We start from the raw sequence: 13,505 nt of genomic DNA on the forward strand, positions 1-13,505 counted from the left end.
CTGGCCTGGCTCACTTTTTTGAAACGAATTACGAAAGCTCAAAATGTCCGGGTACAACTGAGCAGGGATCCTGGTGAATAATCACATCTGAACCCGGAAAACGCCGCAAAATCGCCTGCTCAACCTGTTCAGCGACTAAATGCGCCTGAACAAGGGGTAAATTGTCTTCCATTTCTAAATGAATCTGAATAAAGCGGGTCGGCCCTGACTGCCGCGTCCGAAGATCGTGGGCACCGCTGACGCCCGGCCAGGAGGTCACGATTTCGAAGATTTCTTGCCGTTCGGTATCGGGAAGCGCGCGGTCGAGAAGCGATTGCACCGCTTCATAACCCATACGCAGGGCGCTGTATAAAATATAAACCCCAATCCCTAACGCGAACAACGCGTCGGCGCGATGCCATCCATACCACGCCAGACCGAGCGCAATAAGAATCGCGCCATTCATCATAACATCAGACTGATAATGAAGCATATCTGCGCGTACCGCCTGGCTTTGCGTTCTTCGAACCACCCATCGCTGGAACGTTACCAGAACAAGTGTGCTAATAAGTGCAATTACCGTGACGATAACGCCGACGCCCGGATCGTTCATCGGAGTAGGCGAAACGAGGTGCTGAATTCCGGTTAAAAAGAGGAAAAGCGCAGAACCGGAAATAAACATACTTTGCGCCAGCGCCGCCAGCGATTCCGCCTTGCCGTGACCAAAAGTGTGCTCTTCATCAGCCGGTTGCAGGGAGTAGCGCACCACCAGCAGATTGGTGAGCGACGCGGCAATATCCACCAGCGAATCCACCAGCGCCGCCAAAATACTGACCGAGCCGGTATACCACCAGGCGAAAATTTTGATTATCAGTAAGCACGACGCTGTCACCGTCGCAGCGATTGCAGCACGGCTAACCAGCCGTCCATAGGATTGATTCATAAACACTCCTGCCAGGCTATGCCGCTAGTATAACGGATGAGCAAGGAGTCAAAGGATGAATAAACCGTTAACAAACTTGAATGAAGGGCAAAAAAAACCCCCTCATCATGAGGGGGAAGACAGGGATGGTGTCTATGGCAAGGAAAACAGGGTCTACTGGTTACTACGGGTATTGCTACTAAAAAGCGTCATCGCTGAGCTTTGTTGCATCCGGGCAACCTCACGCAACTGGTCCATTCGTTGCTGATGTTTGTCATTCAAAACCGCTTGCTGCTCGGGCGACAGCAGGTGAAACATCTGGTTGCGAACCCGGGCCATTTCGACCTGGCGGGCAACGTGTTCCTGCGCCATCTTTTCTGCCTGAGCGCGCACAGCGCTTTCGTCAAAATTTTCTGCGGTGACAAGGCGATGCATTGTCTCCATTTCGCTAACATTAACAGGGGGCTGATCGTGTCTTGCCCTGTGCATCAGATCTCGCATCTGTTGACGCTGATGTTCGGTTAAACTTATGCCGTCAAACATATGGCTTTGGCCACTGTGCTGCGTAATGCCCTCTGCTGAGGACCCGTTATCGCCAGTAATGACTCCCGCAGCCTGGCTAAGAGCACTAAACGCCAGTGTTGAGGCCATGACGGCAGCGGTAACTTTGCGCATCACTTGCTCCCAAAATCTTTCGTGTCGCGATTCAACGAGAGACAGCATACGATTCAGGCTGCAAACATGCGTCAGGGGGTGTAAAACAACGTAAAGTCATGGATTAGATAGCCTTGATGTCGTAATTTCTGCCTCGGAGGTATTTAAACAATGAATAAAATCCTGTTAGTTGATGATGACCGAGAGCTCACATCTCTTTTAAAAGAGCTGCTCGACATGGAAGGCTTTAATGTTCTGGTTGCCCATGACGGGGAACAGGCGCTGAGCCTGCTTGATGACAGCATCGACTTGCTTTTGCTTGACGTGATGATGCCGAAGAAAAACGGTATTGATACGCTTAAAGAACTACGCCAGACACACCAGACACCTGTAATCATGCTGACCGCGCGCGGCAGCGAACTGGATCGCGTACTTGGCCTTGAGCTGGGCGCGGATGACTATTTACCCAAGCCGTTCAACGACCGCGAACTGGTTGCACGAATTCGTGCCATCCTGCGCCGTTCCCACTGGAGCGAGCAACAGCAGAACAGCGATAACAGTTCACCGACGCTTGAAGTTGACTCCCTGAGCCTGAATCCGGGTCGTCAGGAAGCGAGCTTCGATGGACAAACGCTGGAACTGACCGGCACCGAGTTCACCCTGCTTTATCTGCTGGCGCAGCACCTCGGCCAGGTGGTATCGCGTGAGCACCTGAGTCAGGAAGTGCTGGGCAAACGCCTCACGCCGTTTGACCGCGCCATCGACATGCACATCTCTAACCTGCGCCGTAAGCTGCCGGAGCGCAAAGATGGTCACCCGTGGTTTAAAACCCTGCGGGGTCGCGGTTATCTGATGGTTTCCGCTTCATGATAGGCAGCTTAACCGCCCGCATCTTCGCCATATTCTGGCTGACGCTGGCACTGGTTTTAATGCTGGTTTTGATGTTGCCAAAACTCGACTCACGCCAGATGACGGAGCTTCTCGACAGCGAGCAACGTCAGGGCGTGATGATCGAACAGCACGTGGAAGCCGAACTGGCAAACGACCCGCCCAACGATTTGATGTGGTGGCGCAGGCTCTTTCGCGCTATCGACAAGTGGGCGCCGCCCGGACAACGCTTGCTGCTGGTGACCAGCGAAGGCCGCGTCATTGGTGCGGAACGCAATGAAATGCAGATCATCCGCAACTTCATTGGCCAGGCGGATAACGCCGATCATCCACAGAAGAAAAAGTATGGTCGGGTAGAGATGGTAGGGCCATTTTCCATCAGGGATGGGGAAGATAATTACCAACTCTATCTGATTCGACCGGCGAGCAGCTCGCAGACCGACTTTATCAACCTGCTGTTTGACCGACCGCTGCTGCTGCTGATTGTCACCATGCTGCTCAGTTCTCCGCTGCTGCTCTGGCTGGCGTGGAGCCTGGCAAAACCGGCGCGTAAGTTGAAAAATGCCGCCGATGAAGTGGCGCAGGGCAACCTGCGACAGCACCCGGAACTGGAAGCCGGGCCGCAAGAATTCCTCGCCGCGGGTGCCAGTTTTAACCAGATGGTGACCGCGCTTGAACGGATGATGACCACGCAGCAACGCCTGCTGTCGGACATCTCCCACGAGCTGCGCACTCCGCTGACACGCCTGCAGCTGGGGACGGCACTGTTGCGTCGCCGCAGTGGTGAAAGCAAGGAGCTGGAACGTATCGAGATGGAAGCGCATCGTCTGGACAGCATGATCAACGATCTGCTGGTGATGTCGCGCAATCAGCAGAAAAATGCGCTGGTGAGTGAGACGGTGAAAGCCAACCACCTGTGGCATGAAGTGCTCGATAACGCCGCGTTCGAAGCCGAACAGATGGGTAAATCGTTTACCGTTAATTTCCCGCCTGGGCCATGGCCGCTGTACGGGAACCCCAACACGCTGGAGAGCGCGCTGGAGAATATCGTGCGTAACGCCCTGCGCTATTCGCATACGAAGATTGAGGTGGCGTTCTCGGTCGATAAAGACGGCATTACCATTAACGTGGATGATGACGGTCCTGGCGTTAGCGCGGAAGATCGCGAGCAGATTTTCCGTCCGTTCTATCGTACAGATGAAGCCCGCGATCGTGAGTCTGGCGGCACGGGGCTGGGGCTGGCCATCGTTGAGACTGCTATTCAGCAGCACCGTGGCTGGGTTAAAGCCGACGACAGCCCGCTGGGTGGTTTGCGCTTGACGCTCTGGCTGCCGCTGTATAAGCGTTCGTAGCGTTAAATTCCCCTCACCCTAACCCTCTCCCCCCAGGGGAGAGGGGACTGATTCAGACGATCTTTCCCCTCGGTTCTTTCTGCAGACAGGACTGCTCCGCCAGCCCTTTTCTCCCGTCACCTTCAGGAGAAGAGACGCCTCCGAACGCTCTTTTCCCCGCCACTTTCAGAAGAGAAGACACCTCCAAACGGTCTTTCCCCCGCCACTTTCAGGAGAAGAGACGCCTCCGGACGCTCTTTTCCCCGCCACCCTCAACGCTCCCGGACGCGTCTTTTCCCCCTCGCCCCTTTGGGGAGAGGGCTGGGGTGAGGGGAGAAGGCCGTGCGAGGAGTAAAGGAACGCCCCTATTTACCCCATAATCTTCGCGAGTTGTCTTCGATCTCGGCGTTAACGCGCCGCTTCTGCATCGTTCTGGTCCAGCTTGTCGAAAGCCCTGCGGCCGACAACAGACGACGATATTGCTCATCGTCAAACGGCATGTGCCACGCGATCGCGCAGGCGTCATACACCGACACATCACTGAGACGCGAGAGCAACTCCAGCGGTGCATCTGCCGACACCTGTCCGGCTAAAATGATGCGATACAGCCAGCCGGTTTTGCCTGCGCTTTGCATCTGAGCGGACATATCGCTGATCCCAAAATGGAAGTTGAGCTTAAAGCATGGGGAGCGCGGCTGCGTGACCTGAATCAGCGCATCTCCCCAACGGAAAATATCGCCGATAAAGACGTTCTGTTCGGTCAGCCCGTCCGTCGACAGATTCTCGCCAAAGGCAGGGGCAACAAATAAATCAGCCTGATCGGGAAACTCTCGCGCCCAGTGGAGATAGTGCTCGCGAGGATAGTGGCACAGCGCGCGCTCAGGCCCGCCGTGGATTTTTTTTTCGGCCTGCTCATCACCCGCCAACCCAAGCTCGGTCAGCGTCAGTTCGCCGTCGAGCTGCACTTTAGCAATCGCGCTCGGGCGGCTGCCGTCGTAGTCCTTTACCTTGCCTGTAAACACATTAACCGGATAGTGCATGTATCGTTGCTCCTTTATGCAGATACAAAAAAAGCGAGTCATCAGACTCGCTTCTCACAGGCTATCGTGCAACCTTATTTTTTAGCGGCGAAACGCGCTGCTGCTTCGTCCCAGTTCACCACGTCCCAGAATGCTTTGATGTAATCAGGGCGACGGTTCTGGAATTTCAGGTAGTAAGCATGTTCCCACACATCCAGGCCCACAATCGGGAAGCCAGATGCGCCAGAAATCGCTTCACCCATCAGCGGGGAGTCCTGGTTAGCGGTAGAAACCACCGCCAGTTTGTCACCTTTCAGTACCAGCCATGCCCAGCCAGAACCGAAACGGGTCGCAGCCGCTTTTTCAAACTCGGCTTTGAAGTTATCCACGGAACCGAAATCGCGCTCGATAGCCGCTTTCAGATCGCCCTGCAGGGTCGTGCCGGTTTTCAGGCCTTTCCAGAACAGGCTGTGGTTAGCGTGACCGCCCGCGTTGTTACGCAGAACGGTTTTCTTGTCAGCGGGCAGTTGATCCAGTTTGGTGATCAGCTCTTCAGCAGACAGGCTGGCGAATTCCGGCAGGCTTTCCAGCGCAGCATTCGCGTTGTTGACATAGGTCTGGTGGTGTTTAGTGTGATGGATTTCCATCGTCTGCTTGTCGAAATGCGGTTCCAGTGCGTCATAGGCATACGGCAGGGATGGCAGTGTATAACTCATAATCCTCTCCATTATTGTCGGGCGGCACAGCTGTTAATGCCGCGTAAGCAGTTGGTTCATTATAGTTAATTAAATGATATTGAAAATGATTATCAATGCCGTAGTTTTTATAAGGTTATTCACTTTTGTACGATGCTAACTTTGCGAGTCCGCTCACGCGGTTAGCGCGCTGACTGTCAGGGACAACAAAAGGGCGGCAACCTTCTGAAGGTTCGCTCACCGCTTAATTTTTACACTCATCGGGATCGGAGGGGAGCCGCGGTACGGTTTGCTGGCTCATTCTGCCGTGGACTATCAGCGCCCTGCTTCTACGCGGCTTTTCGACTACGATGACGCCACTGAACCGGCGTCATTCCTACTTCACGGTTGAAGACCACAGAAAAGTAGTTGCTGTCCTCAAAGCCACAGCGCGTAGACACTTCACTCACCATCAGCTCGGTATGTTGCAGCAAATACTGGGCATGACAGATCCGCAGCTGGCGCAGATAGTGATTCACCGTCATCCCAGTCTGAGTGCGGAACTGCTGGCGCAGCGCTCGTTCGCTGCATTGCTCCCGCTCGCAGAATTTCTCCAGCACAAAGCTCCGGTTCAGGCTGCCCGCCAGGGTGGTAATGAGTTTATCGAGCAACGCTTCTTGCTCATTGGCAGAGGGATTATCCGTCGCGTAACGATAGCGTTTGAGGGTCATCACCAGCTGGGCAAAAAGCAGTTCGGCCATCTCATTCGCGCCCGGTTCAGCTTTCTGGCTCTCCTGCTCAAGCTGAGTGATGACGTGTCGCACCTGAGTCATGCCCGTGCTGCTCAACCGCCAGTGCGGTGCGGTGTGCGCCTCATGAAAGCCGGGAATCAGTCCTGACCAGTCAACGTTCAGTTTGAGTCTTTCAGGGCAATAAATGACATTTTGCAGCACCAGATCGTTCACCGATGCGTAGGAGTGTTTATCTTCAGCGCGAATATAAAACAGATCGCCACGGGTGATGCGCCAGGGACGGTCATTGAGGACGTGCAGCCCGTTACCCCGCCACACCAGCACCAGCTCGTAAAACTCGTGGGTGTGCTCCGCAAAGACATTTTGCGGATAGCGATCGGCGACCGCCACCGCCTGCCCGGCACTGGCAAAGAAATCGGATTTGCGAAGAATTAACGGAGCGCCCACAACTCACCTCAGCGGCTAATAACCTGACATTATTAGCCGCTTTACGGCAAAAAAACGGTGATTCTGCTCGCGTTACTGAAGGGAGGCATCTCTGCCCTGGCGAATATCGCGCGGCGACCAACTAAATTCGCGGCGAAAAAGCGTCGAAAAGTGATTACTGTCACCAAAACCGCAGCGATAAGCGATGTTCGTCACGCTTTCATCGGTATGGCGCAGAAGATGTCGCGCCTTGATAAGACGCAGGCGGTTCAAATAACGCTGCGGCGTTAAGCCGGTATGCTGTTTAAGCTGACGGTGCAACGTCCTGAGCGAAAGCGAAAAGGTATCCGCCACCGTCTCCCAGCACACATCTTCCGCGAAGTGATCTTCCAGCCAGGCCATCAGTAAATTCAGCCGCGCATCATTGTTTTCCGCCCCTTCCACCAGACTGCTGCGCCGCAGAAGAACCAATAATTGCATGAACTGCATTTCGCGGCTGGCACGCGCGTGGGTTTCGTCGTCGTCTTCCGTGTTCTCCATCTGGCCCACCAGCTGACGCACCTGCTGCAGCGTGGTCTGGTTCACCCGCCAGTGCGAAGGGTACTGGCCGTCCTTTTCCTGCGGTAGCAGCTGGTTGACTCCTGACAAAAACTGAAACGCATCCGGCGAACGGTAAAGCACGTTAGTCAGGCACAGGTTATCGGTGTGTTCATACAAGTGCCGGTCATGGTCCCGCACGAAGCACACAGTTCCGCCGCTGATGGTATAGGGCTGGCCATTAAACACGTGAATCCCCGTGCCATGCTCAACAATCACAATTTCATGAAAATCATGATGATGTTCAGGAAATGCCGCCTGAGGGAGCCGTGGCTCAATCGCCACAGGCGAGCTTCCGGAAGGAAAAAAATCCACGCTGTGCAGTACGGTCATAACAGCCACCACCGATGAGAAATGTTCTCAAAATAGTATGTGTTGGCCGCGATGCTCACCTTCAATTTTTGACAGCAATGCGTGCAAAGGCTGTCGGATTTTCAAGAAACGACGGGAAAGATCGGGAAATGCGGTCACCGTCACATGGCCCTCAATCTGCATCAAATCTGGAAACTGTGAACTCCCTCACGTTCATCTTTGCTTTCTTGCCAGCGCCGGAGTGTGCCTGTCAGTGGCAAGAAGGTCCGTTTTTCTTCCCTTTCTTAGACTGTCTCGCAATGACTCTAAGAAGGACCCGATTATGACCTTTCGCCATTGTGTGGCTGTCGATTTAGGCGCATCCAGCGGCCGTGTCATGCTTGCCCGCTACGCGCCTGAGCAGCGCGCACTTTCGCTTCGCGAAATTCATCGCTTCGTTAACGCCCTGCAAAAACAGGACGGCGTTGAGACGTGGGATATTGATAGCCTGGAGTCCGAAATTCGCACCGGTCTGAACAAAGTCTGCGAGGAAGGTATTCGCATCGACAGTATCGGGATTGATACGTGGGGAGTGGATTTTGTGCTGCTGGACCGCGAAGGCCATCGCATTGGCCTGCCCGTTTCCTATCGCGACAGCCGTACCGATGGCGTGATGGCCCGTGCGATTGAGCACCTGGGAAAAGCCGATATCTACGGGCGTAGCGGTATTCAGTTTTTACCGTTCAATACGCTGTATCAACTGCGCGCGCTGGTTGAGCAGCAGCCAGAATTAGTGGCGAATGTCGCCCACGCCCTGCTGATCCCCGATTACTTCAGCTATCGCCTGACCGGCAAAATGAACTGGGAATATACCAACGCGACCACCACCCAGCTGGTCAATATCAACTCCGATAACTGGGATGAAAACCTGCTCAACTGGACCGGTGCTTCTGCCGCCTGGTTCGGCACGCCGACGCATCCCGGTAACGTGATCGGTCACTGGATTTGCCCGCAGAAGAATGAAATTCCTGTCGTCGCCGTGGCCAGCCATGACACCGCCAGCGCGGTCATTGCTTCGCCGCTGGCAAGCAAAGACGCGGCGTATCTCTCCTCCGGCACCTGGTCGCTGATGGGCTTTGAGAGCAAAACGCCGTACACCTGCGAAAAAGCACTGGCGGCGAATATCACCAATGAAGGCGGAGCGGAAGGCCGCTATCGCGTGCTGAAAAATATCATGGGGCTGTGGCTGCTCCAGCGCGTCCTGAAAGAGCAAAACATCAGCGACCTTTCGGCGCTGATTGCCAGCACGGAAAAACTTACCGCCTGTCGTTTTCTGATTAACCCGAACGACGACCGATTTATCAATCCGACGAATATGAGCGCCGAAATCCAGGCCGCCTGTCGGGAGGCATCCCAGCCGGTGCCCCACACCCCGGCCGAGCTGGCGCGCTGCATTTTCGATAGCCTCGCTCTGCTGTATGCCGACGTGTTGAATGAGCTTGTCGCGCTGCGCGGTAAACCCTTCACCCAGCTACATATTGTCGGCGGCGGTTGCCAGAACCAGCTGTTGAATCAGCTGTGCGCCGACGCCTGCGGTATCGAAGTGGTGGCGGGGCCCGTCGAGGCCTCCACGCTCGGCAACATCGGCATTCAGCTTATGACGCTGGACGAACTCACCAACGTTGATGATTTCCGTTCGGTGGTGACCGGCAATTACGCCCTCACCACCTACACCCCCAATCCCTGCCATGAGATTGCCGCCTGTCGGGCGCAGTTTCAGCAAAAACGACAGACAAAGGAGCTTTGCGCATGACCACTCAACTTGAACAAGCCTGGGAACTGGCTAAACAGCGTTTCGCCGCCGTGGGCGTGGATGTCGAGGAGGCGCTGCATCAGCTCGACCGTCTGCCGGTCTCCATGCACTGCTGGCAGGGCGATGACGTTGCAGGCTTTGAGAATACTGGCGCAGCGCTCTCAGGCGGCATTCAGGCAACGGGTAACTATCCTGGCAAAGCGCGCAACGCGACCGAACTGCGCGCCGATCTGGAGCTGGCGCTCAGTTTAATTCCTGGTCCAAAACGCCTGAATCTGCACGCGATTTATCACGAAGCCCCTACGCCTGTGGCGCGTAACGAAATCAAACCAGAGCATTTTAAAAACTGGGTGGAGTGGGCAAAAGCCAACAAGCTGGGTCTGGATTTTAATCCCTCCTGTTTCTCGCACCCGCTGAGTGCCGACGGTTTTACCCTTTCGCACGCTGACGATGAGATTCGCCAGTTCTGGATCGATCACGTAAAGGCCAGCCGTCGCGTGTCAGCGTATTTCGGCGAACAGCTGGGTACGCCATCGGTAATGAACATCTGGATCCCGGACGGGATGAAAGATATTACCGTTGACCGTCTGGCTCCGCGCCAGCGCCTGATGGATGCGCTGGATGACGTGATCAGCGAAAAACTCGATCCGGCCCATCATATTGATGCGGTCGAGAGCAAGCTGTTCGGTATTGGCGCAGAGAGCTACACCGTGGGTTCCAATGAGTTTTATATGGGTTACGCCACCAGCCGCCAGACCGCACTGTGCCTGGATGCGGGCCATTTCCATCCGACGGAAGTGATCTCCGACAAAATTTCTGCCGCCATGCTGTTCGTCCCCCGTCTGCTGCTGCACGTGAGCCGTCCGGTGCGCTGGGACAGCGATCACGTAGTGCTGCTGGATGACGAAACCCAGGCGATTGCCAGCGAAATCATCCGTCACAACCTGTTCGATCGCGTTCACATTGGCCTCGATTTCTTTGATGCCTCCATCAACCGCATCGCCGCGTGGGTTATCGGTACGCGCAACATGAAGAAAGCCCTGCTGCGCGCGCTGCTGGAGCCAACGGCGGCACTGCGTGCGCTGGAGGAACAGGGCGACTACACCGCGCGTCTGGCGCTGCTTGAAGAGCAAAAATCTCTGCCATGGCAAGGGGTGTGGGAAATGTACTGCCAGCGCAACGACGCACCGGCGGGCAGCCAGTGGCTGGACAACGTGCGCGCGTATGAGAAAGACGTGTTGAGCAAACGCGGGTAACACAACCCTCACCCCTGCCCTCTCCCTGAGGGAGAGGGTGAAAAGCGCACCGAACAGTCCCCTCCCTGTGGGAGAGGGTGAAAAGCGCACAGAACAGTCCTCTCCCTGTGGGAGAGCGTGAAAAGTACACCGAACAGCCCTCTCCCTGAGGGAGAGGGTGAAAAGCGCACCGAACAGTCCCCTCCCTGTGGGAGAGGGTGAAAAGCGCACAGAACAGTCCTCTCCCTGTGGGAGAGCGTGAAAAGTACACCGAACAGCCCTCTCCCTGAGGGAGAGCGTGAAAAGTACACCGAACAGCCCTCTCCCTGAGGGAGAGCGTGAAAAGTACACCGAACAGTCCCCTCTCCCTGTGGGAGAGGGCTAGGGTGAGGGCATCAGGCCTCGCCGAAATCACAGGAACATGAACACTATGCAGACCATCACAAATTCCTGGTTCGTCCAGGGCATGATCAAAGCCACCACTGATGCCTGGCTAAAAGGCTGGGACGAGCGCAACGGCGGCAACCTGACGCTGCGTCTTGACGAGGCAGACCTTGCGCCCTTCGCAGCCGATTTCCACCAGAAACCGCGCTATATCGCCCTGAGCCAGCCGATGCCGCTGCTCGCCAACACGCCGTTTATCGTCACGGGTTCTGGCAAGTTCTTCCGCAACGTGCAGCTCGATCCAACCGCAAATTTAGGCGTGGTAAAAGTGGACAGCGACGGCGCGGGCTACCACATTCTTTGGGGGCTGACGAACGAAGCGGTGCCAACCTCAGAACTGCCGGCGCACTTCCTCTCTCACTGCGAGCGCATTAAAGCGACCCACGGGAAAGACCGCGTGATTATGCATTGCCACGCGACCAATCTGATCGCCCTGACTTACGTGCTGGAAAACAACACCGATTTTATCACCCGCAAACTGTGGGAAGGTAGCACCGAATGTCTGGTGGTGTTCCCGGACGGCGTGGGCATTCTGCCGTGGATGGTGCCGGGAACCGATGAGATCGGCGAAGCCACCGCGCAGGAGATGCAAAAACATTCGCTGGTACTGTGGCCGTTCCACGGCGTGTTCGGCAGCGGCCCAACGCTTGATGAAGCGTTTGGTCTGATCGACACCGCCGAGAAATCCGCCGAAGTGCTGGTGAAGGTCTATTCCATGGGCGGAATGAAACAGACCATCACTCAGGAAGAGTTGATTGCGCTGGGTAAACGCTTTGGCGTGACTCCGCTGAAATCAGCGTTAGAACTTTATAAATAACAACATCGCGCCCCGCTCATCGAGACGGGGCGAACTCTGTCACCTGCAATCCCTACACAACACACCTAAATCAGTGGAGTAAAAGCAATGAAAATAAAGACAAGCTTGATCCTCACCGTTGCCGCTCTGGCGTTGTCCGGTTCCGCTTTAGCAGAAGTTAAAATCGCCCTGGTGGCGAAATCACTTGGAAATGGATTCTTCGAGGCAGCGAACGTTGGCGCTCAGGAGGCGGCCAAAGAGTTGGGTGATGTAAAAGTGATTTATACCGGACCGACCACCACAACGGCCGAAGCGCAGATCGAAGTGCTGAACGGGTTGATCGCCCAGGGCGTAGACGCGATCGCGATTTCCGCTAACGATCCGGACGCCGTCGTGCCCGTACTGAAAAAGGCCATGCAGCGCGGGATCAAAGTGGTGTCATGGGATTCTGGCGTGGCGAAAGCCGGACGTCAGATCCACCTGAACCCCTCCAATAACGCGCTGATTGGCGAAACCAACGTCAAGCTGGCCGCCGACGCGCTGAAAGCGCTCAACGTCGAAAAAGGCGATGTCGCGATACTGAGTGCGACGCCAACCTCGACCAACCAGAATACCTGGATTGCCGAGATGAAAAAAGTGTTGCCAAAGTACCCGTCCGTCAATCTGGTGACCGTGGCCTATGGCGACGATCTGTCGGATAAAAGCTATCGCGAGGCGGTCGGACTGCTGAAAACCTACCCGGACCTGAAAGTGATCGTCTCTCCATCCTCTGTGGGCATTGTGGCCGCTGCACAGGCCGTTAAAGATCAGGGCAAGATTGGCAAAGTGTACGTCACCGGCCTGGGTCTGCCGTCTGAAATGGCGGGCGCGATCAAATCCGGAGCAAGCAAAAGCTTCGCTATCTGGAACCCCATTGATCTCGGCTATGCCGCCACTTATTTAGCGGACGATCTGGTCAAAGGCAGCGCCACCAAAGAGGAAGCCAGCATGGGCAAACTGGGCAAAGTGAAACTGGACGCCGATGGCAGCGGCGCGATGGCAGAGCCGTTCGTTTACGATGCCAGCAACATTGATAAATTCTCCAAAATTTTCTGATCTTAATACCCTCACCCCGGCCCTCTCCCTAAGGGAGAGGGGGAAAAGTAATCGTGGCATCGGACAGTCCCCTCTCCCTTTGGGAGAGTAGGAAAGCAATCGCGGCACCGGGCAGTCCCCTTCTCCCTCTGGGAGAGTGGGAAAAGCAATCGCGGCACCGGTCATTCCCCCTCTCCCTCCGGGAGAGTAGGAAAGCAATCGCGGCACCGGTCATTCCCCTTCTCCCTCTGGGAGAGTAGGAAAGCAATCGCGGCACCGGTCATTCCCCTTCTCCCTCCGGGAGAGTAGGAAAGCAATCGCGGCACCGGTCAGTCCCCTTCTCCCTTTGGAAGAGTGGGAAAGCAATCGCGGCACCGGACAGCCCCCTTCTCCCTCCGGGAGAGTGGGAAAGCAATCGCGGCATCGGACAGCCCCCTTCTCCCTCCGGGAGAGGGGGAAAGTAATTGCGGCACCGGACAGTCTCCTCACCCTCCGGGAGAGGGGAGAAGTAATTGCGGCACCGGACGGTCCCTCTCCCTCCGGGAGAGTGGGAAAGTAATTGCGGCACCGGACAGTCTCCTCACCCTCCGGGAGAGGGGAGAAGCAATCG

The 13,505-nt window shown here is 55.7% G+C and carries 12 protein-coding genes; 6 read left to right on the forward strand and 6 right to left on the reverse strand.

What is annotated here, in order from left to right:
- Nucleotides 1–28: 28 nt before the first annotated feature.
- Complete coding sequence (gene fieF / locus SOM82_RS20490) at nucleotides 29–922, reverse strand: CDF family cation-efflux transporter FieF (RefSeq protein WP_154128689.1); 894 nt, start codon at nucleotides 920–922, stop codon at nucleotides 29–31.
- A 153-nt stretch (nucleotides 923–1,075) separates the two neighbouring features.
- Entirely contained in the window at nucleotides 1,076–1,576 is a 501-nt protein-coding gene (cpxP, locus tag SOM82_RS20495) for a cell-envelope stress modulator CpxP (protein WP_320461592.1), read from the reverse strand.
- Between the two features lie 150 nt (nucleotides 1,577–1,726).
- Here cpxP and cpxR point away from each other — a divergent pair, with 150 nt between their 5' ends.
- Entirely contained in the window at nucleotides 1,727–2,425 is a 699-nt protein-coding gene (gene cpxR / locus SOM82_RS20500; protein ID WP_112780332.1) for an envelope stress response regulator transcription factor CpxR, read from the forward strand.
- Entirely contained in the window at nucleotides 2,422–3,795 is a 1,374-nt protein-coding gene (gene cpxA / locus SOM82_RS20505) for an envelope stress sensor histidine kinase CpxA (RefSeq protein ID WP_154128687.1), read from the forward strand. Before cpxR ends, cpxA begins: the two co-directional genes overlap by 4 nt.
- A 344-nt stretch (nucleotides 3,796–4,139) precedes the next feature.
- Here the strand turns inward: cpxA and yiiM are convergent, their stop codons facing one another.
- From yiiM to rhaS (SOM82_RS20525), 4 genes are all read right to left on the reverse strand, one after another.
- The gene (yiiM, locus tag SOM82_RS20510; RefSeq protein ID WP_320461591.1) at nucleotides 4,140–4,814 is read right to left on the reverse strand and encodes a 6-hydroxyaminopurine reductase; all 675 of its coding nucleotides are present in this window, start codon (nucleotides 4,812–4,814) and stop codon (nucleotides 4,140–4,142) included.
- Nucleotides 4,815–4,888: 74 nt separating this feature from the next.
- A complete protein-coding gene (sodA, locus tag SOM82_RS20515; protein WP_063144341.1) occupies nucleotides 4,889–5,509 on the reverse strand; it encodes a superoxide dismutase [Mn] in 621 nt (206 codons plus the stop codon).
- A gap of 308 nt (nucleotides 5,510–5,817) precedes the next feature.
- Nucleotides 5,818–6,666, reverse strand: coding sequence for an HTH-type transcriptional activator RhaR (gene rhaR, locus SOM82_RS20520; RefSeq protein WP_320461590.1), 849 nt, complete (start codon nucleotides 6,664–6,666; stop codon nucleotides 5,818–5,820).
- Between the two features lie 72 nt (nucleotides 6,667–6,738).
- Nucleotides 6,739–7,575, reverse strand: coding sequence for an HTH-type transcriptional activator RhaS (gene rhaS / locus SOM82_RS20525; protein ID WP_320461589.1), 837 nt, complete (start codon nucleotides 7,573–7,575; stop codon nucleotides 6,739–6,741).
- 301 nt (nucleotides 7,576–7,876) lie between these two features.
- Here rhaS (SOM82_RS20525) and rhaB point away from each other — a divergent pair, with 301 nt between their 5' ends.
- The 4 genes from rhaB to rhaS (SOM82_RS20545) all read left to right on the forward strand — a co-directional run bounded on the left by rhaB (nucleotide 7,877) and on the right by rhaS (SOM82_RS20545) (nucleotide 12,916).
- A complete protein-coding gene (gene rhaB / locus SOM82_RS20530) occupies nucleotides 7,877–9,346 on the forward strand; it encodes a rhamnulokinase (protein ID WP_154128684.1) in 1,470 nt (489 codons plus the stop codon).
- A complete protein-coding gene (locus SOM82_RS20535; protein WP_320461588.1) occupies nucleotides 9,343–10,602 on the forward strand; it encodes an L-rhamnose isomerase in 1,260 nt (419 codons plus the stop codon). Before rhaB ends, SOM82_RS20535 begins: the two co-directional genes overlap by 4 nt.
- Before the next feature lie 409 nt (nucleotides 10,603–11,011).
- On the forward strand, nucleotides 11,012–11,842 hold the full coding sequence (gene rhaD / locus SOM82_RS20540; protein WP_320461587.1) for a rhamnulose-1-phosphate aldolase: 831 nt from the start codon (nucleotides 11,012–11,014) through the stop codon (nucleotides 11,840–11,842).
- An 87-nt stretch (nucleotides 11,843–11,929) separates the two neighbouring features.
- Nucleotides 11,930–12,916 carry a rhamnose ABC transporter substrate-binding protein gene (gene rhaS, locus SOM82_RS20545; protein WP_154128681.1) on the forward strand — a complete coding sequence of 329 codons (987 nt, stop codon included), beginning with the start codon at nucleotides 11,930–11,932 and terminating at the stop codon, nucleotides 12,914–12,916.
- Nucleotides 12,917–13,505: the final 589 nt, after the last annotated feature.

It is taken from the genome of Lelliottia sp. CFBP8978 (assembly GCF_034046055.2).
Classification (GTDB): domain Bacteria; phylum Pseudomonadota; class Gammaproteobacteria; order Enterobacterales; family Enterobacteriaceae; genus Enterobacter.

Coding starts and splice junctions, on each gene's coding strand:
- fieF (WP_154128689.1), bottom strand. CDS start 922: ATGAATCAATCCTATGGACGGCTGGTTAGCCGTGCTGCAATCGCTGCG.
- cpxP (WP_320461592.1), bottom strand. CDS start 1,576: ATGCGCAAAGTTACCGCTGCCGTCATGGCCTCAACACTGGCGTTTAGT.
- cpxR (WP_112780332.1), top strand. CDS start 1,727: ATGAATAAAATCCTGTTAGTTGATGATGACCGAGAGCTCACATCTCTT.
- cpxA (WP_154128687.1), top strand. CDS start 2,422: ATGATAGGCAGCTTAACCGCCCGCATCTTCGCCATATTCTGGCTGACG.
- yiiM (WP_320461591.1), bottom strand. CDS start 4,814: ATGCACTATCCGGTTAATGTGTTTACAGGCAAGGTAAAGGACTACGAC.
- sodA (WP_063144341.1), bottom strand. CDS start 5,509: ATGAGTTATACACTGCCATCCCTGCCGTATGCCTATGACGCACTGGAA.
- rhaS (WP_320461589.1), bottom strand. CDS start 7,575: ATGACCGTACTGCACAGCGTGGATTTTTTTCCTTCCGGAAGCTCGCCT.
- rhaB (WP_154128684.1), top strand. CDS start 7,877: ATGACCTTTCGCCATTGTGTGGCTGTCGATTTAGGCGCATCCAGCGGC.
- SOM82_RS20535 (WP_320461588.1), top strand. CDS start 9,343: ATGACCACTCAACTTGAACAAGCCTGGGAACTGGCTAAACAGCGTTTC.
- rhaD (WP_320461587.1), top strand. CDS start 11,012: ATGCAGACCATCACAAATTCCTGGTTCGTCCAGGGCATGATCAAAGCC.
- rhaS (WP_154128681.1), top strand. CDS start 11,930: ATGAAAATAAAGACAAGCTTGATCCTCACCGTTGCCGCTCTGGCGTTG.